Origin of the sequence: Ralstonia edaphi, assembly GCF_958350185.1 — a bacterium.
In the GTDB taxonomy this organism is placed as follows: Bacteria; Pseudomonadota; Gammaproteobacteria; order Burkholderiales; family Burkholderiaceae; genus Ralstonia; species Ralstonia edaphi.
The window spans coordinates 475,740-494,643 of the sequence record NZ_CATWHI010000001.1 but is presented as its reverse complement, the minus strand read 5'-3'; the positions used below and the strand labels follow the sequence as shown (position 1 = coordinate 494,643).

The 18,904-nt window shown below is 64.3% G+C and carries 14 protein-coding genes; 5 read left to right on the top strand and 9 right to left on the bottom strand.

The window, feature by feature from the left end:
• The first annotated feature begins 23 nt into the window (after positions 1-23).
• From nirD to R2669_RS02155, 3 genes are all read left to right on the top strand, one after another.
• Positions 24-362, top strand: a complete 339-nt coding sequence (nirD, locus tag R2669_RS02165; RefSeq protein WP_316898288.1) for a nitrite reductase small subunit NirD — start codon at positions 24-26, stop codon at positions 360-362.
• 85 nt (positions 363-447) lie between these two features.
• On the top strand, positions 448-1,680 hold the full coding sequence (locus tag R2669_RS02160) for an NAD(P)/FAD-dependent oxidoreductase (RefSeq protein WP_316898287.1): 1,233 nt from the start codon (positions 448-450) through the stop codon (positions 1,678-1,680).
• A 297-nt stretch (positions 1,681-1,977) separates the two neighbouring features.
• Positions 1,978-4,713 (top strand): molybdopterin-dependent oxidoreductase, encoded by a 2,736-nt coding sequence (locus R2669_RS02155; protein ID WP_316898285.1) that lies wholly within the window; start codon positions 1,978-1,980, stop codon positions 4,711-4,713.
• 265 nt (positions 4,714-4,978) lie between these two features.
• Here the strand turns inward: R2669_RS02155 and R2669_RS02150 are convergent, their stop codons facing one another.
• The 5 genes from R2669_RS02150 to R2669_RS02130 all read right to left on the bottom strand — a co-directional run bounded on the left by R2669_RS02150 (position 4,979) and on the right by R2669_RS02130 (position 13,228).
• Positions 4,979-5,668 (bottom strand): hypothetical protein, encoded by a 690-nt coding sequence (locus R2669_RS02150; protein WP_316898283.1) that lies wholly within the window; start codon positions 5,666-5,668, stop codon positions 4,979-4,981.
• Positions 5,669-5,678: 10 nt separating this feature from the next.
• Entirely contained in the window at positions 5,679-6,590 is a 912-nt protein-coding gene (locus R2669_RS02145) for a hypothetical protein (protein WP_316898281.1), read from the bottom strand.
• The gene (locus R2669_RS02140; protein ID WP_316891310.1) at positions 6,572-8,038 is read right to left on the bottom strand and encodes a hypothetical protein; all 1,467 of its coding nucleotides are present in this window, start codon (positions 8,036-8,038) and stop codon (positions 6,572-6,574) included. Before R2669_RS02140 ends, R2669_RS02145 begins: the two co-directional genes overlap by 19 nt.
• A gap of 85 nt (positions 8,039-8,123) precedes the next feature.
• Positions 8,124-10,634 carry a T6SS effector phospholipase Tle3 domain-containing protein gene (locus R2669_RS02135; protein ID WP_316898279.1) on the bottom strand — a complete coding sequence of 837 codons (2,511 nt, stop codon included), beginning with the start codon at positions 10,632-10,634 and terminating at the stop codon, positions 8,124-8,126.
• An 11-nt stretch (positions 10,635-10,645) separates the two neighbouring features.
• Complete coding sequence (locus R2669_RS02130) at positions 10,646-13,228, bottom strand: type VI secretion system Vgr family protein (protein ID WP_316899041.1); 2,583 nt, start codon at positions 13,226-13,228, stop codon at positions 10,646-10,648.
• A 320-nt stretch (positions 13,229-13,548) separates the two neighbouring features.
• On the opposite strand from R2669_RS02130, the gene R2669_RS02125 reads away from it, so the two are divergent.
• Positions 13,549-14,163, top strand: coding sequence for a DUF2239 family protein (locus R2669_RS02125; protein ID WP_316891309.1), 615 nt, complete (start codon positions 13,549-13,551; stop codon positions 14,161-14,163).
• Complete coding sequence (locus R2669_RS02120; RefSeq protein WP_147214750.1) at positions 14,160-15,527, top strand: MATE family efflux transporter; 1,368 nt, start codon at positions 14,160-14,162, stop codon at positions 15,525-15,527. The genes R2669_RS02125 and R2669_RS02120 overlap by 4 nt, the downstream gene beginning before the upstream one ends.
• A gap of 54 nt (positions 15,528-15,581) precedes the next feature.
• On the opposite strand, the gene R2669_RS02115 is transcribed toward R2669_RS02120, so the two are convergent.
• From R2669_RS02115 to R2669_RS02100, 4 genes are read right to left on the bottom strand one after another with little or no spacing between them, the layout of a single operon-like run.
• Positions 15,582-17,228 (bottom strand): fatty acid--CoA ligase, encoded by a 1,647-nt coding sequence (locus R2669_RS02115; protein ID WP_316898276.1) that lies wholly within the window; start codon positions 17,226-17,228, stop codon positions 15,582-15,584.
• Positions 17,229-17,276: 48 nt separating this feature from the next.
• The gene (locus tag R2669_RS02110; protein WP_316898275.1) at positions 17,277-17,603 is read right to left on the bottom strand and encodes a Rieske (2Fe-2S) protein; all 327 of its coding nucleotides are present in this window, start codon (positions 17,601-17,603) and stop codon (positions 17,277-17,279) included.
• Positions 17,591-18,301 carry a DsbA family oxidoreductase gene (locus R2669_RS02105; protein ID WP_316898274.1) on the bottom strand — a complete coding sequence of 237 codons (711 nt, stop codon included), beginning with the start codon at positions 18,299-18,301 and terminating at the stop codon, positions 17,591-17,593. The genes R2669_RS02110 and R2669_RS02105 overlap by 13 nt, the downstream gene beginning before the upstream one ends.
• Positions 18,288-18,863 carry an RBBP9/YdeN family alpha/beta hydrolase gene (locus tag R2669_RS02100; RefSeq protein WP_316898272.1) on the bottom strand — a complete coding sequence of 192 codons (576 nt, stop codon included), beginning with the start codon at positions 18,861-18,863 and terminating at the stop codon, positions 18,288-18,290. The genes R2669_RS02105 and R2669_RS02100 overlap by 14 nt, the downstream gene beginning before the upstream one ends.
• Positions 18,864-18,904 lie beyond the last annotated feature (41 nt).

Sequence of the window (18,904 nt, the reverse complement as noted above, 5' to 3'; positions counted from 1 at the left end):
TGATAGAGGAAGAGGAGGACGCCATGCAAGCATCCCGTTGGACCCCGATCTGTGCCCTGGACGACATCGTTCCCAACACCGGCGTCTGCGCGCTGGTGGAAGGTGACCAGGTTGCCGTGTTCCGTGTGGCGGGCAACACGTCGCAAGGCGTGTACGCCATCGGCAACTACGATCCAAACTCCGATGCCGCCGTGCTCTCGCGCGGGCTGGTCGGCAACCTGGGCGAACGCATCGTCGTCGCCTCGCCGATTTACAAGCAGCATTTCGACCTGACCACCGGCGAGTGCCTGGAAGCGCCGGCCAACTCCGTGCACGCGTACGCGACCAAGGTGGAAGACGGCAAGGTGTGGGTAGCGGCATGAGCCGCAAGCCGTAAGCAGTGAAGCCGGGGCCATGGCCGCCGGCACTGAGTGAATCAATGACCGACAACCTTCAGGAGAGGGCAGCATGAACGCCAAGACCGTACGCCCCAAGCTGGTCGTCATCGGCAACGGCATGGCCGGCATGCGCACGGTCGAAGAATTGCTCAAGCTCGCGCCGGACCTGTACGACGTGACCGTGTTTGGCGAAGAGCCGCACGGCAACTACAACCGCATCCTGCTCTCACCTGTGCTGGCGGGCGAAAAGCAGGTTGACGACATCATGCTCAACACGCGTGAGTGGTACGAACAGAACCACATCACGCTGCATGCAGGCGACCCGGTGGTGGCTATCGACCGACCGCGCCGCACGCTGCGCTCGCGCGACGGCGTGGAGATGCGCTACGACCGGCTGCTGATCGCCACGGGCTCGCGGCCGTTCATCCTGCCGGTGCCGGGGCATCTGCTGCCGGGCGTGATCGCCTTTCGCGACATTCAGGATGTGGAGACGATGCTGGAAGCCGCACGCAACCACCGGCATGCGGTCGTCATCGGCGGCGGCCTGCTCGGGCTGGAAGCGGCCAACGGGCTGATGCGCCAAGGCATGGACGTGACGGTCGTCCACTTGCCCGACACGCTGATGGAGCGTCAGCTGGACAAGCCCGCCGCGCAACTGCTGCAGAAGGCGCTGGAAGCCAAGGGCCTGCGATTCCTGCTGGGCGCGCACACGGCGGAACTGCTCGGCACCGACCGCGTGACCGCCGTGCGCTTCAAGGACGGCACCGAGATCCCCGCCGACCTCGTCGTTATGACGGCCGGCGTACGCCCGAACATCGAGCTTGCCAAGGCGGCCGGCCTGCATTGCGAGCGCGCCATCATCGTTGACGACACGCTGCAGACCTACGACCCGCGTATCTACGCCGTGGGCGAATGTGTGCAGCACCGCAGCGCAACGTTCGGCCTCGTTGCTCCCATCTGGGACCAGGCCCGCGTGTGCGCCGCGCACCTGGCCGGCGCCGGGCACCGCCGCTATGTCCAGCAGGCCACGGCCACCAAGCTGAAGGTCACGGGCGTGGATTTGTATTCGGCAGGCGATTTCATCGGCGGCGACGGCACCGAAGACATCGTGCTGCGCGACCCGCGCCGCGGCGTCTACAAACGACTCGTCCTGAAGGAAGACCGTATCGTCGGCGCAGTCCTGTACGGCGATGTAGCCGACGGCCCGTGGTACTTCGACCTGATCCAACGCGAAGTGCCCATCACGTCGATCCGCCAGCGCCTATTGTTTGGCCGCGCGCTCTGCGAAGCGGAAGCGGCGTAATGAACACCGGCAAGACGCGAAACCGGCAACACCTTTGCACGCCGCCGGTGTGGCCGTTCCGGCCCTAGATGGCGCCTTGGATTTTTGTAAGCGGGCGGAAAAAAGACGGGGAACTGTCTGAGCGCAGCGAGTTTTCCCCGTCTCCGCCCGGTTACAAAAATCCAAGGGGAAGTCGCCATCTCGGGCGCGCCTTTCTTTTGCTTACTTTTCTTTGGCAAGACAAAGAAAAGTGAGTCAGCCCCGGCAGGGGATGAAACAAGGGATGCACCAATCACGCAAAGCAAAACAGAGACGACGATGACCACCATCCCCATCCACCCAGTAACGAACGCCGTGCGCACCACCTGCCCCTACTGCGGCGTCGGCTGCGGCGTGCTAGCGACCCCGCAAGCGGATGGCAGCGTCAGCATTCAAGGCGATCCAACGCATCCCGCCAACGCCGGGCGCCTGTGCGTAAAGGGCTCCGCGCTGGGGGAAACCGTCAGCCTCGATGGTCGCCTGCTCTATCCCGCCATCCGCGAACGCTCGCATGACCTCGACGCCTCCATTGCCCCGCTGCAGCGCGTGACATGGGACACCGCCCTCGACGCCGTCGCGCAAGGCTTTCGCCGCATCGCCGAAGAACACGGCCCGGATTCTGTCGCGCTCTACGTCTCCGGCCAGTTGCTGACCGAGGACTACTACGTCGCCAATAAGCTGATGAAGGGCTTCATCGGCACGGCCAACATCGATACGAACTCGCGCCTGTGCATGTCGTCGGCCGTGGCAGGGCACAAGCGCGCGTTTGGCGAAGACCTCGTGCCCGTCTGCTATGACGATCTGGAAATGGCGGACCTCATCGTGCTGGTCGGCTCCAACACCGCGTGGTGCCACCCGATCCTGTTCCAGCGCATCGTGCGCGCCAAGGAAGCGCGGCCCGAGATGAAGGTGGTGGTGGTCGACCCGCGCCACACGGCCACGTGCGAACTGGCCGATCTGCATCTGCCCATCAAGCCCGGTACCGATGTGCGGCTTTTCAACGGCCTGCTGTCATTCCTCTCGCGGCGTGGCGTGGTGGACAGGAATTTCGTCACGCTGCATACCAACGGCCCCGACGCCGCACTGGAAGCTGCCGGCACCGAGAGCGAGGACGTTGAGGCCGTCGCCAAGGCGTGCAAGCTCAAACTCGACGATCTGCTGACCTTCTACAGCTGGTTTGCCGACACCGAGCGCACCATTACCGCGTTCTCGATGGGCGTCAATCAGTCGACGGCGGGCACGGACAAGGTCAACAGCATCATCAACTGCCACTTGCTCACCGGCCGCATCGGCCGCGCGGGCATGGGGCCGTTTTCGATTACCGGCCAGCCGAATGCCATGGGCGGCCGCGAGGTGGGCGGGTTGGCCAACATGCTGGCCGCACACATGGAACTGAACGAGCCGTCGCATCGCGACCTCGTGCAGACGTTCTGGGGCGCGCCGCGCATGGCCGACAAGGTGGGCCTCAAGGCGGTCGACCTGTTCAACGCCATTGAAGACGGGCGCGTGAAGGCCGTGTGGATCATGGGCACCAACCCCGTGGTCAGCCTGCCCGATGCGGACCAGGCGCGCCGTGCGCTCGCCAAGTGCGAACTCGTCGTCGCTTCCGACATCGTTGAAGCCACCGACACGACCGTGCTGGCCGACATCCTGCTGCCTGCGCTCGGCTGGGGCGAGAAGGATGGCACGGTGACGAATTCGGAGCGCCGCATCTCGCGCCAGCGAGCCTTCCTGCCCGCACCCGGCGAGGCACGCGCCGACTGGGACATCATCGCCGACGTCGCCCGCCGCATGGGTTACGACGGCTTCGACTTCAAGAGCGCGCGCGATGTGTTCGACGAACATGCGCGCCTGTCCGCTTACGCCAACGGTGCGAGCGGCATTCGCCGTGCCTTCCACCTCGGTGGCCTGGCGGGGCTCGATGCTGAGGCATATGACGGCATGTCGCCGGTGCAATGGCCCATCGCAACATCGGGCAACGGCGAAGCGCGCCTCTTCAGCGATGGCCGCTTCGCCCACGCCGATGGCCGCGCGCGCTTCGTACCGACGCCCGCCCGCGCACCCGCGCATGCGGCGGACGGTGAATATCCGCTCATCCTCAACACGGGCCGCGTGCGCGACCAATGGCACACCATGACGCGCACCGGCCGCGCGCCCAAGCTGGCGGACCACATACCCGAACCGTTCGTCGATCTGCACCCGCACGATGCGCTGCTGGCCGGCGTGCGCGAGGGTGGCCTGGCGCGCGTGTCGTCGCGCTGGGGCAGCGTGGTGGCGCGTGTGCGCATGACGGGCGGCATCGCGCGTGGCAGCGTGTTCGTGCCGATCCACTGGAACGGCCAGTTTGCATCCGATGCGCGCGTGGGCGCGGTCGTCAATCCTGTGGTTGACCCGGTGTCCGGCGAGCCCGAGTTCAAGCACACGCCCGTGATGGTCGAGCCGTTCGATGTGGCATGGCACGGCTTCGTACTCTCGCGCCGTGCGCTCGACACCGACGATGCAACGTGGTGGACGCGCATCCAGGGCAAGCAGTTCGTGCGCTACGAGCTGGCTGGTCGCCAGCAACTGGGGGCCGTACACGATTGGGCGCGCGCGCTGCTCGGCGTGACGGATCCGCACGCCGACTGGCTCGAATACGAAGACGCCACCGCGCGTGTCTACCGCGCCGTGCACGTGGTGGATGACCGCATCGAAGCCTGCGTGTTTCTCTCGCCGCGCCCGGACCTGCCGTCGCGCAACTGGCTGGCAGGCCTGTTCGCGCAAGAACGGCTGGAAGACGTCGATCGGGCGGGCGTGCTGCTCGGCCAGCCGATCGAAGCGGGCGTCGACGTCGGTCCCACCGTCTGCTCGTGCTTTGGCGTGGGCCGCAACACCATCTGCGATGCCATCCGCACGCAGGGCCTGCACTCCACCGGCGAGATCACGGCCTGCCTGAAGGCGGGCGGCAATTGCGGCTCGTGCGTGCCGGAGCTGAAGCGGTTGCTGGTGGAGGCGCGCGTGCAGCAGGCGGCATGACTTTGCTGGCAACCCTCGTTAGAGAAATGGTTCGCGGTGTAACTTGCACGCGCACCGCGAGAACGGTGGGTGGGGCAAAACTCGAGTTCCTTGAGCTCATAGCCCGCGAATACCGCGGTTGCCGATATTCACTGCATTGGCTGGCAGTCGAGGTCGAAGTCGCCCGCACGGGGCGTGTGCGGTGCACCTAGCGGCGAAGCACGGTAGATGTCAACCATCTCCGTGCTCTTATCTGGCTGGCGAAAAAGCGAGTTCCAAAGAGGACCTATTTGCCGCCAGTCCATTGCCCAAACCACGGCAGATACGCATTGGTCCGCCCACCGGCGCGCGGCCACTGCTTGGGCGGATCGCGCTTGACCCAGCCCCGCGGTGGGGCCACCAACACGCTCCAAACGTCGTCCGAATCCGCAGCGCTGGTGACGACGGCGCTGTTACCGGTCTGGTCTGCATACGCCGTGGCGCGTGCGATGTTCAACCCCGCGCTGGCGGCACGCAGGCCGCCGATGGCGTGCTCGGAGACGCTGCGCACGTTCTCGATCGGGTCCAGGTCTGGCCACTGTTGATGCACGGCGGCGCGCAGCGGCCCCACCAACTTGTTGACGTTGTCGGCATGCTTGTCCACGTCGTGATAGATGCGGCCGACCGGATGATCAGACGGGGCTTGCGCCTGCATGGTCTGCATCAGATTGCTCCAGGCGCCGCCCGGCGTGGCTGCCTTGGCGCCGATGCCGCCTTCGTGATGCTGCGGGATGTAGAGGGCCGACAGCGGTGTGTAGCCCCAATCGGCATTCGGGTGGCCGAGGATGAGCAGGACCGAGTTCTCATCGGTGCGCCCGCCCTTGGGGTAGCCGGGCGCGTCCATGGTGTAGACCCACACCGTCTTGCGCGGGTTGGCGTTCAGGTAGGCGATGGCCTCTTTCAGGTCATAGAAGCCAACCGTTTCATCGCCGGCCATGACGGTCACGTCAGGGACTTTGGTTTGGGGATAGAGCTTCAGGCTCATCGCCTCGGCTTCGCTGAAAATCTCGCTGGTGAACAGCCGTCGCGCCGCCTTCGGGGTGAAGGTGGGCAGGCCGATAGCCAATTCGGCATCCGCACCAAGGCCGCGCCGTGGCGTGCCACCGTCGTTGTACATTTTTTGTCAGGTAATACGGCATCCGTGCTTCGGCATGGGCTTCGTTCTCGGCCAGGATCGAAGGTGCTGGCATACCCAGCCGGAAATCGTCGGCAAGACGATCACTTCCGTTGCGATACCGCTCCTCCTTGATATAGGTCGGCGTATCGATCCACGCGCGGGGCATGCCCGCGAACACCTTGATGTCGGCAAAGTCGGGCCGGTTGGTGCCGTGCTGGATGGAATAGAAATAGTTTCGGTTCACCGCGTAGTGATAGCCCAGGGGGTACAGCGGATCACGAATCAATGCCCGCAATGGCTTCCAATAGACCGGGTTCGGGTTGTCCGTCTTCCACACCACGCGCACAGGGCGTACCAGTACGCCGGTAGGGTCACCCAGCTTCAGCTCTGGACTGTCGGTGTCATTGGGGTTGCGCTCGGCCATGCCCTGGGTCCACAGCAGGTTCCAGTGGGTGGGATAGTCGATCCACATCAGGGGGCTGCGCCAGAGCACGCCTAGCACGTGGGCGGCGGGCGCGTTGGGGCCGGCTTCCACCGGTGTCTTGACGGCCAACGGATAGGGCGTGGGTTGACGGAAATATTGAGATTGCGAGCGCGACGACATGGAGGTTCCAGTACAGGCCGCCAGCAGCACGCATGTGGCTAGCACGAGCGCAACGCGCCCCGGCGCGTTGCAATGTTCCCCGCGAGCCAGCCCTCGCATTTTGGCTTTAGGCATGTCGGTCACTTTCCATTCGTCCATTGCCCAAACCACGGCAGATACGCATTGGTCCGCCCACCGGCGCGCGGCCACTGCTTGGGCGGATCGCGCTTGACCCAGCCCCGCGGTGGGGCCACCAACACGCTCCAAACGTCGTCCGAATCCGCAGCGCTGGTGACGACGGCGCTGTTACCGGTCTGGTCAGCATACGCCGTGGCGCGTGCGATGTTCAACCCCGCGCTGGCGGCACGCAGGCCGCCGATGGCGTGCTCGGAGACGCTGCGCACGTTCTCGATCGGGTCCAGGTCTGGCCACTGTTGATGCACGGCGGCGCGCAGCGGCCCCACCAACTTGTTGACGTTGTCGACATGCTTGTCCACGTCGTGATAGACGCGGCCGACCGGATGATCTGACGGGGCTTGCGCCTGCATAGTCTGCATGAGCGCACTCCAGGCGCCGCCCGGCGTGGCCGCCTTGGCGCCGATGCCGCCTTCGTGATGCTGCGGGATGTAGAGGGCCGACAGCGGTGTGTAGCCCCAATCGGCATTCGGGTGGCCGAGGATGAGCAGGACCGAGTTTTCATCCGTGCGGCCGCCCTTGGGATAGCCGGGCGCGTCCATGGTGTAGACCCACACTGTCTTGCGCGGGTTGGCGTTCAGGTAGGCGATGGCCTCTTTCAGGTCATAGAAGCCCACCGTTTCATCGCCGGCCATGACGGTCACGTCAGGGACTTTGGTTTGGGGATAGAGCTTCAGGCTCATCGCCTCGGCTTCGCTGAAAATCTCGCTGGTGAACAGCCGTCGCGCCGCCTTCAGGGTGAAGGTGGGCAGGCCGATGGTCATTTCTTGGTCGGCACCAAGACCTCGCCGGAGCTTCCCACGGATGGTGTACATCTTGGTGAAGAAATACGGCATGCGTGCCTCGGCATGGGCTTCGTTCTCGGCCAAGATTGAAGGTGCGGGCATACCATACTCAAAGTGATCGGTCAGACGATCCATGCCATTGCGATACCGCTCCTCCTTGATATAGGTCGGCGTATCGATCCACGCGCGGGGCATGCCCGCGAACACCTTGACGTCGGCAAAGTCGGGCCGGTTGGTGCCGTGCTGGATGGAATAGAAATAGTTTCGGTTCACCGCGTAGTGATAGCCCAGGGGGTACAGCGGATCACGAATCAATGCCCGCAATGGCTTCCAATAGACCGGGTTCGGGTTGTCCGTCTTCCACACCACGCGCACAGGGCGTACCAGTACGCCGGTAGGGTCACCCAGCTTCAGCTCTGGACTGTCGGTGTCATTGGGGTTGCGCTCGGCCATGCCCTGGGTCCACAGCAGGTTCCAGTGCGTGGGGTAGTCGATCCACATCAGGGGGCTGCGCCAGAGCACGCCTAGCACGTGGGCGGCGGGCGCGTTGGGGCCGGCTTCTACAGGTGTCTTGACGGCCAGTGGATAGGGGGTTGGCAAGCGGAAGTATCGGGATTGCGACGACATAGAGGTTCCAGTACAGGCAGTGAACAGCAGGGTAGCGGCCAACAGGCCGGCGAGCGTCGCCCGGCGTGGGCGGTTTGGCTGAAGGTCATTCATCGGGGGTATCCAATCCAAAGACACGGTCAATTTCGGAGCGGCTTGGCCCAGGGGGTTCAGGCTGCGGCGCGTCGCCCAATCCAAAGACTTGATCAATCTCACTCGGGCGCTGCCGCTGCCTTAGCAGTTCTGCGCGTCGCGCGTCGCGCAGCTCCTCTCCGGGGCTACGCTCGCGTGGCATCAGGGGCTCGGGCTGCGGTTCGCGGTAGCTTTGTATGAACCCGCCGCTGTTGTTGCGCTCGGCGTCGATGCCGAGTGTTGCCGGCACTGCAGGTTGGTAGTACTTGTGGTCTTCAAGCCTTATGTTTTGAGGTAACCGCCCGGTCCTGTAATACGGACACCATTCCTCCATCACCGGATCCTCCGGATCCCCATACCGCCAATCCGCAAACTGCCGCAGCCAGTTCATCTGATGCAGCGGCAGCACGTTCAGCCCCACGTTCACGTCGTAGGCCAGCACCCTCCTGGCGTGCTCGGGGTTGGTGAGGATGGTGGAGTGGTTGCTGGCATTCAGGTTGACGGCCTGCTTCAAGAAGTCTTCGCGCACGTTCTGATCGAACTGGCGGAAGGCGGCATGCTCTTCGCCCGAGAGGTCGCCACCGCGGCGCATCCGGTCGATGGCGCTGTCAAAGGGGTTGCCTTTCACGCCGCGCGCAAGCTGGCGCACGCTGGCGTTGTGCTCGTAGCGCAGCGCGGCTTCGTCGCCAACGCCGCCCTGGCCCTGTGCGCGGTATTGGTCGTAAATGTCATTGGTCTTGGCGCCGCGGTTGAGTGCGTCGGTATGAGATTCCGGCCCTTGGTTGAAAACGCCTGCCACCTTGCCGCTGGCCGGTGTTCCGCCGTCCAGCCGTGCTTGCGCGTCGTCGTTGGGCTGTTGGCCGGTGGCGTCGGTTTGCGGGTGGTACAGGTGGTGCGCAATGGGCACCACCGGGTTGGGCACGGCGTGGGCGTTGATATTGACCTTCCAGCCGTCGGGTGGATCGGCGTTGACGGGGATGTCGCCTTTCTGACCCAGGGTGAGCACTTTGACGAGAATGCCGCCAAGGGTGATGACACCACCGATGAGGGTGGCACCGATCTTGGAGGGGATACTGCGCCGACTGTCTTTCCAGGGTCGTGTGAAGTGGACGTGGGCGTTTAGCGGTGTGCGCAGCCAGAAGGCGCCGCTCTTGCCTTGAATGGTGTCGGCCCGTTCGGGGTGGTATTTGTCGTAGTAGACGAAATCCTTACCGGGCGCGGCACCCACCTTGAAGGGTTCGGTCTTGTACTTGAGCGGGTTGCCCTGGGCCCAGATGCGTTGATAGAGCACGCCGTGTGCGTGTTTGAAGACGTGGGGCTTGTCGCCCGCGTCGTCGTCCTTGCCAGCCAGTACGGCCTGCGGCAAGCCGAGCCATCCCATGCCCATGACCGAAGCGACGCCAATCACCTGGTCATGCGGGTTGGCGTAGAGAAAGACGTTGCCGTGCGTTGGGTAGGTCTTCTGGTCTTGGGCGTGGCTCCACGGCGCCTTTTTGTTGCTCAGGTAGAGATCGACACAGGCGGGGCTGGCAAGGTTGCCGGTCTTGGCCTTACGTTCGTTGACGATGCCAAAGAACGAGTCCAGCGTCTTGCGGCGCGCCAAGACGGTGACACGTCCCTCTTGGGTGACCTCATCGTATTGGGCGAAGTTGTCAAAGAAGTTAGGCAACACGCCGTAGGGCGGGTTGGCGAGGACGTAGGTATCCGCCACGCCATCGCCGCCAAACCTTGCCTTGCCGATGAAGGCGGAGGCAATGCCGACCATGTTGCCCTGGCTGTGACAGACGATGGTGATGGGGCATTCTTTCGCGCCGTCGTATTCATTCCGATGCCGGTTGCGTGCCTCCGCCACCAGGGCGGCGAGACGCCACGCAGCGTGAGCCTGGTAGTGCCGGGGCGGGCAGTCGAAGACGAGGCGGCTGCTCTCGGTGTTCAGGTCTTGTACGGTCAGGCCCATGAGCAGGTCGGTGGCGGTGCCGCTGCCCCACATGTCGGGCAGCGCCGTGCAACCGTTCGCAAATGGGCCACCGCCCCAGGCGTTGTCTTCGTCGAGCAGGATGTTGGGACCGACTTCTGCCAAATCTTCCTTGTGGGCTGCAAATCCCCACCGGAAGCGGATCACGGGGCTGGCTGCTTCGTCACTGACGAACTCGCTGGCTGGCACGCCAGTGTCGCTCTTGGTCCGTGCGAGATAGCCGTCAGGGGTGAGTTCGGGCGCGTACCGCGCAGCACGTAGCAAACCGGCAAGGCTCGTGTCATGGGCCTGGTCGAACTTGCTGCGGTGCAGGCGTTCATTGAGCCCCTGGCACAGCCCTGCTTCGGTGGCATCAAACCACTCGCCTGTGGAATTGACGCCGTGCACGAAGATGATGAGGCCGGGCAGCGCGTTGAATGGGGTCTTACACACACCGCCACCGGGGAGCGTGATGTCGCGGGCGCGGGCGATGACGTTCGTTTCGGGGAGGCTGAATTCTTGTGTGGTCACGGTGCAGGTGCTCAGAACAGTTTGGGAAGCTTGAAGGCGGCTTGCAGGTGTTCGATCTGCTGCGAGGTTGATTCCGGAGTCACGTCATTCGCGGCAACGCCCTCGCCAACCACGCCGCCATCGGCAGTGGTCAAGGTGTATGCGGCGCTGGAAATGGGTTCGCCATCGATCTCGCGCACCAGCGCAAAGCTGCGCTTGGTGTCGCCCGAATCAAACTGCGGCAGCGCCCCATTGACACCCTCCGGCCCCGGCACATCGAAGTTCCCCGTATGCAGGTGGATGAGCGTGGGCCCAAAGGCCTCGACCTTCCCATCGGCGATGCGGATTCCAGCGTTGCCGCTCATGATCGTGATCCCCGTCTTGCTATTGAGGAGAATGGAGCCGTCCGTCGCCGTGACAACCACATCCTGCTTGGCGTTGGCCGTGATGCTTTTCTGCTGGGCTTGCAGGACGAGTTGCCCCTGGTGGGCAATGCCCTTCCACGCGCCGCTGTGGGCAAACAGGCTGATACCGGTGCCGGCATTGACGAGGTATTGCTGCCCTGCCGTTTGCTGTTGGTTCAGTTTGGAAACGGTGTCGATGTGCTGGCCGGCATAGCTGGTCAGGCTCTTGGGCGTGGCCAAGGCGATGCCGGCCGGCGCGTAGGCGCCCAGCAGGGGCTGGCCACCTTGGCCTGGCTTGTCCTGATGGTTGTTGGCCCCGGCATCCCATTCCTCAATGGCCTGTGCGAGGGTCGATTGCGGGCCAGCGTCGGCTTTCAGGGCTTCGTGCTGGCTGCTGTAGTCGCCCAACGACTTGGCGGCTTCGAGCGCAGCCTCCATGCAGCGAATGAAGTCTTGCCGGTCGAGGTGGCCGCCCACGGCAGCGACTTGTCCTTCGGTGGTGAGGAACAAGCCCTTGGCCCCACGGATGGCACCGTGCCCATCGGTGCGCAGATCGAAGCCTTCACCTCTCTGGTCCTTGCGCCCAGGGTTACCAGGTACACCGGTCAGATAGCCCAGGTTGAGCTGGCTGGTCTGGTGGTCTGACGACAGCTGAGCCTGAATCTGGCCCTGCGTGTCGTCCATCAACAGGTGGTTGCGCCGCTTGCCGAACAGTTCCTTGCTGGCGATACCACTGAGAGCATGCTGACCGGGCAGTTGCCACGGCGGCAGGTTCAACTGATTCGGCACCCGCCCAATGATGATCGGCGTGTTCGGGTCGCCGTTGAGGTAATCCACGAGCACTTCCTGCCCGATGCGGGGCACGTGCATGGCGCCGAATTGGTCACCTGACCAGCCGTTGGCGACACGGATCCAGGGGGAGGAGTTTTCGTTGTACTGGCCGTAGCGGTCCCACTCGAACTGGACTTTGACGCAGCCAAAGTCGTTGGTCCAAAGCTCTTGGTTTTCGGGGCCGGTGACGACGGCGCGCTGGATGCCCTTGACGCGCGGTTTTGCAGTGGTCAGCGGCGGGCGGAAGACTTCGTCCGTCGGGTGAGCTTCAAAGCGGACGCGACAGGCGTAGCGCTGGGTGCCGCCCGATTGGACGGCGACGTCTTCGAGTTCAAGCTCGGTGCTGACGACGAGAAATTCCCGATTGAGATCATCCTTGTCGTGGTTGGTGATCTGATAAGTGCAGCCGGCAGCGATACCGCGCAGGGCGCCAGCACCACGCATCCGGCGGCCTTTGGCGCGACGCTCTTCCATGCGGATGCGGGCACGCAGGCTGCCCACTTCTCGGGTCGTATAGGCGCCGGGTTCGTATTCGTAGCGTTCGAACTCGGAGTGGTGCGTGTCACGCGGCAGGCTGTCGCCCGTGGTGAGATCGGCCTTGGGCTGGCGCGGGTCGTAGTCTTTGAGGGTGACCTTGCCGGTACGCAGGCGGTTGAGGGGCTCGAAGCGCGTGAGGTGTTCTTCGTCGACCTTGAAGCCCTGTGGGTAAATCGGCAGCGTGTGATACGCAGCACTGGGGAATTTGTGCCAGGCGCCGGATTCGGACACGAGAACGAGGCGGTGGTGGCCGCCATCGTGTTCGAAGAAGTAGGTGATGCCCCATTCTTCGGTGAGCCGTTGGAGGAAGGCGAAATCCGTTTCGCCGTGCTGGACTTCCCATTCGAGCTTGGGGAAGGCGGCCTCGTCCAGGCGCTTGTCGATGCTGAAGGTGTAGTCGGCCAGGACTTCGTCGAGGATATTGACGACGCTCTTGTTCTGGAAGGATTTGTAGTCGCTGGTCTGGGTGGCGAGCCACAGCCACGGGCGCAGGGTGTAGCGGTAGAGACGGTTGTCGGAGATACCACCGATCACCTCGACGCCGGTAATGAGGCCGGTGATCTGGCGCTCGCCTGCGCCAACACCACCCGTCAAGCCGGTGCCGATGCCGTCCAACTCAATCGTCAACGTCATCTCCAGGCCAATGGCGTCATCCGGGTCGGTTTCGAGCATGGTTTGCGCTGCACCGACAGAGACGGGGCGCAGGTCGACCGTGTAGGTGAACAGTTCGCTCAGGGATTCGCGGCCCGAGACGCGCACGAATTCCAACTGCGGCTCGCTCAGCAACTCTGGGATCGCTGCACTCGTGGCTTTGACTGTGCGGTGATGACCGGGTCGAGGGATTGCGTTACGCGCGTTCGCGGGGCGGTTGATGCGAGCGATGTTTTGACTCACGAGCAGTCTCCCAGTAGAGGTCAAGAGGGGACATGCTCATTGCTCTGTCGCGCCACCGGAGCGGAATTGACGAAACTTGACGCAATGCTCGAATCGGACCTGTGCGTTGGGCGGTGGAGGGCTGCCCATGCACGAATAGGTTTGGGCGAGCGCCTGCTAGCCATTCCGCTATCTCGCGACTAATCTAAATTGTACCCGGGCGATATTGCTACCGATATTTAATCCGGGTAGAATGCGTTCCTGTTGAAACTTCAGCAGGAGCGCTTCTCATGGATGCCGCAACAATCCACGCGTGCACGGCCTTTGCCGGCACCCAACGCCTGGCCGGCGGGCCCGTCCGCGACGTCGCCCGGGCCGTCAAGATCCACGTCGATGCACACCCCGAATCACAGGTGCTGGTGTTCGACAACACCTCCGCACAACCGGTCGAATTCGACTTGCGCGGCACGGTTGAAGACGTGCTCGCGCGCCTGGATCAAACCGTACCGTCTGCCACGGAACCTGCCGAGTCCGAAAGTCGCCCGCGTGGCCCAGGCCGCCCCAAGCTGGGCGTGATTGCGCGCGAGGTCACCTTGCTGCCGCGCCACTGGGACTGGCTGGCCGCGCAGCCGGGCGGGGCATCGGTTACGCTGCGCAAGCTCGTGGAAGATGCGCGCCGCGCTGCCGAAGGCGCCGACCGCCGTCGCGTGGCGCAAGAGGCGGCGTACCGCTTCATGTCCGCCATGGCCGGCAACGCCGCTGGCTTTGAAGAGGCAGCGCGCGCCCTGTTTGCCGCAGATGCCGCGGCGTTCGAATCCCTCACACATTCCTGGCCCGCCGACGTGCGCGACTTTGCACGCGAACTGGCAAGCCGGGCCTTCAATCCTCAACAGGAGGCTGCATGACAGCGCCTGCTGCTCGCCCGTTGTGGCGAACATTCATCGCATTCCTCGGCCCGCTGATCCTTGCCAACATCCTGCAATCGTTGTCGGGCACGCTCAACAACGTTTATGTGGGGCACATGCTGGGCGTGAAGGCACTCGCCGCGGTGTCGGCGTTTTTTCCGATCCTGTTTTTCTTCATCGCTTTCATCATCGGGCTCGGGTCCGGTGCGGCGGTGCTGATCGGGCAGGCGTGGGGCGCCAAGAAGCCCGAGGCAGTCAAGACCGTGGCCGGGACAACGTTGTCGGTGGGCTTCATCGTAGGGCTGGCGGTGGCGCTGCTGGGCGGCCCGTTCGCGAACGCGCTGCTGGGCTGGCTCGGCACGCCGGCCGACATCCTGCAGGACGCCACGCTTTACGCCAGCGTCATGCTCTACGCCATGCCGGGCCTGTTCGTCTACCTGCTGGCCACGGCGATGATGCGCGGCGTGGGTGATACGCGCACGCCGCTGCGCACGCTCGCGCTGTCGACGGCGATCGGGCTGGTACTGACGCCGACCTTCATTCGCGGCTGGTTCGGCTTGCCGCAACTGGGTGTGGCAAGCGGCGCCGCGGCGACCATCATCTCGTTCACGATCGCGCTGGTGTGGCTCGCCTTCTTCCTGCGCCGCCGCAACCATCCGCTCGCGCCCGATGCCGTGCTGGCGCGGCATCTGTGGGTCGATGTTGGTGTGCTCAAAACCGTGCTGAAGATCGGCGTGCCGACGGGCGTGCAGCTTGTGGTCATCTCGATTGCCGAGCTGGCGCTGCTGTCCTTCGTCAACGGCTTCGGTTCCGACGCGACGGCCGCCTACGGCGCCGGCACGCAGATCATCAGCTACGTGCAATTTCCCGCCATGTCGATTGCGATCACGGCGTCCATCCTCGGGGCGCAGGCCATCGGCTCAGGCAATACGGAGCGGCTCGACGCCATCACGCGCACCGGCTTGTGGCTCAACGTGGTCATTACCGGCGTGCTGGTGCTGATGGCGTTGCTGTTCTCGCGCGCCGTCATCGGCTGGTTCACCACGAACACGGAAGTGATGAGCCTTGCGCAGAGCCTGCTGCACATCTCGCTGTGGAGCTCGGTCATCTTTGGCATGGCGAGCGTCTTCTCGGGCGTGATGCGCTCGAGCGGCACGGTGATGGCCCCAACGGCAATTTCCATCCTCGCCATTGCGGCGGTGGAAGTGCCGGTGGCCTGGGTGCTGAGCCGGCATATCGGCACCGATGGCATCTGGGCTGCATACCCGGCCGCCTTCCTCGCCATGTTCGTGATGCAAGGGCTGTATTACGCGCTCGTGTGGCGCCGCCGCGCGCAGCGGTTCGGCATCCGCCGCATGGTCTGACGACGCCGCCGCCAGCTGCCAAAGGGGCGGCGGGCGGTGGAGCGCGTGCGGGACTTACGCGGCGTTCTCGCGCAAGACTTTCTTGTTGATCTTGCCGACGCTCGTCTTCGGGATCTCCGCCACGAAGGCGATACGGTCCAGTTCCGGCACGGCGTATTTGCTGATGCGTTTGGCGTCGGCGTGTGCCAGAAGGGAGTCGCGAATGGCCTCGGCCTTCAGGCGCGCCCCCGGCTTGCTCACGACAAACGCCATTGGCCGTTCGCCCCACTTGGCGTCCCGCACGCCGATGACGGCGCTCTCCTGCACGCCCGGCACCTGGGCGATCAGGCTTTCCACTTCAATCGACGACACCCATTCGCCGCCGGTCTTGATCACGTCCTTGATGCGATCGACGATCTGCACGAAACCATCAGGCGTCATGACGGCGATGTCCTGCGTGTGCAGGTAGCCGCCGGCCCACAGTTCTTCCGATGCTTCCGGCTTGTTGAAATAGCCCTGCGTGAGGTAGGGCGTGCGCAGCACGATCTCGCCCTGGTGCTTGCCGTCGTGCGGCACATCGCGCAGATGCTCGTCGACGATGCGCAACTCGGCCAGCGGCACGGGCCGCCCCGTGGCGCAGCGCATGCGGATCTCCTCCTGGAGGTCTGCTGGCTTGCGGCCAGGCGGCAGTTGCGCGAGCGCCACCACGGGGCCGGTTTCGGACATGCCATAACCGGCAAACACGTCAATGCCGCGATCAAGCGCTGCCTCGCACAGCGCCGGAGACAACGCCGAGCCGCCAATCAGGACCTTCCATCCCGACAGGTCGTGCATGCCGCCTTCCGCCGCCTGCAGCAGCATTTGCAGCAGCGTCGGCACGCAATGCGAGAAGGTCACGCGCTCCGTGTCGTGCAGCTTCAGGAGCAGGTCGGCCGCATAGCGCCCCGGCAGCACGATCTTCAGGCCGAGCATGACGGCGATGTACGGCATGCCCCAGGCCAGCACGTGGAACATCGGCGTGATCGGCATGTAGACATCTTCACGGTGCAGGCGCTGGCCATCGCGCGGCGCGCACAGGGTCGTGGCAGTCGCCATGGCGTGCAGCACGATGTCGCGGTGGCTGTAGCTCACGCCTTTCGGGTCACCCGTCGTGCCGGTCGTATAGAACGTTGCGGCCCGCGTGCGTTCCTCGAAGTCGGCAAATAAAAAATCAGGCGAGGCATGGGCGAGCAGCGCTTCGTATTCACCTGCCACCGGCAGCGTGGTGTGCGGCATGGGGGCGTTGTCGGCCAGCACGACAACGTGACGCACGCTCGTCAGCTCGGCCCAGATCTCTTCGAGCAGCGGCACGAAATCGGCGTGCACGAGCACAACTTCAGCACAGGCATCGTTGAGCGTGTAGAGAATCTGCTGGGCTGAGAGCCGCACGTTCACGGTGAACAGCGTGGCACCCATCGTCGGCACGCCAAAGTAACACTCGAGATAGCGGTGGCTGTCCCAATCCATGACGGCCACGGTTGAACCGTGTTGAACCGCCAGTGCGCTCAGCGCCGATGCAAGCCGGCCGATGCGCTCGCGAAACGTGCGATAGCTGTAGCGCAGCGCCCCGCGATACGTGATTTCCTGCTCGCCATGGAGGCATTGCGCGTTGGTCAGCAAGTGCTTGACGAGCAGCGGATAGGTGTACGCCGACGGTGTCGGGGTGATGAGGTTCTCATGCATGTTCTGAAGGGCCTTGTTGTGTATGCAGGTTCAAATCGACGTGGCGATTCAGGCAGCGTCTTCCACATGGATGACGATGTGGCCGTCGGTCTCCTGAATCGCGTAGGTCTTCAGGCACAGGCCGCCGACGCCGGGCATGCAACCGGTGGTGAGGTTGAAGCGCAGGCCGTGCGCAGGGCACTGCAGGACATTGCCATCCAGACCCCCGGCGGCGAGCGACGCGCCGTTGTGAGGGCAGCTGTTGTCGACGGCATGAAGCCGGCCTTCGACGTTGAGCAGGACGATGCTTCGGCCGTTGACGAAGACGAGTTTGCGCTGGCCGGCAGGCAGTTCGCTGGCGGACGCCACGGTGACATTGCGGGTCATGATGTGCATGGCGAGTGCGACGGTGACAGCGCGTTTTGCATGGCGCGCACGAGCGTCGTTGCAGGATGCGCACCGGAGATTGTCACGTCGGCGTTGAAGACGAAATGCGGCACGCCGGAAACGGTCACGCCGCGGCCAACCGGTTTGCAGACGCTGGGTGGGCCCGCATCGAGCCCTATCGCCGGGGCGATGTTGTTCTCGATCTCCAGCCGTCGCAGCACGTCTTCGTCACCGATGTCGGCGCCTTCCACAAAATAGGCGTTGAAGATGCGTTCGATAAGCGGGGCCGGCTGTCCGCCCGCATCGATGCGGCGGTATTTCCGAACCGCGCCGTGCGCGCGGTCGGTATTGGGCAGGACGTTGATGCGTGTGAAATCGAAGTCAATGCCGGCGGCGTGCCCTGCGCGTTGCACCTGGGCACGCCGCATCGAAACGGCAGTGGGGCTGCCCAGGCGGCTGAGGTAAAACGCCTGGTGCGGCAGCCCTTCGGCCGGGGTGTCCGGCAACAGGGGGTAGGGGCGCCACCGCACCTTGGTTTTCACCTCCGGATGCAGCGTTGCGAACGTACGCAGTGCGCTCGCCAGATGGCGCGTACCGATCCAGCACCACGGGCAAATGAAGTCGAAGAACACATCGACAGTGAGCGTGGCGCGCCGACCGCTCACGCCGGCAGGACTTGCCTGCCCGGGCGAGTCAAATGAGTTCATGGATCAGCGCTTCCGCCATGGGCCACGGGCCGAAGCCTGCGGCGGGATTCAGATGCCCCACCTCTCCGAGATCGACAAGGCGGCCGCCCCAGTCGGCGGCCATACCGGCCACGCGTTCGAACGAGGCCAGCGGATCGTCCCTGCTGGCCGCGACGATGCTTGGAAACGGCAGCGGATTGCGCGGGCACGGCAGCCAGCCGTTCTCCTGCAGTACCTCGCGCGTGGGGTAGCCCGAAGGCAGGGGCGTGTCGAGATCGGCCGGTGTGGCCAGCAGGGCGCCGTGGATTTTGCGCGTGTGCCGCCGGGCCCAATGCACGGTGATCATCACGCCGGCGCTATGCGCGACCAGAATCACCGGCCCCTCAATGGCGTTGATGGTCTTGTCCAAGGCCGCGACGCGTGCCGCGCAGCTCAACTTGTCGACCTCCAGCGGCGGGACCGACACAGCCTTGTGGCCGGCCGCCCGCAGCTTGGCTTCGAGCAATGTCTGCCAGTGTTCGGCCACGTGGTCGCGCAGGCCAGGCACGAAAAGGAGGGTGGAAGGGGTGTTGGACAACGTCATGATGAAGCGCCATGCAGAAAAAACGAGGAGGTCGCCCTCCT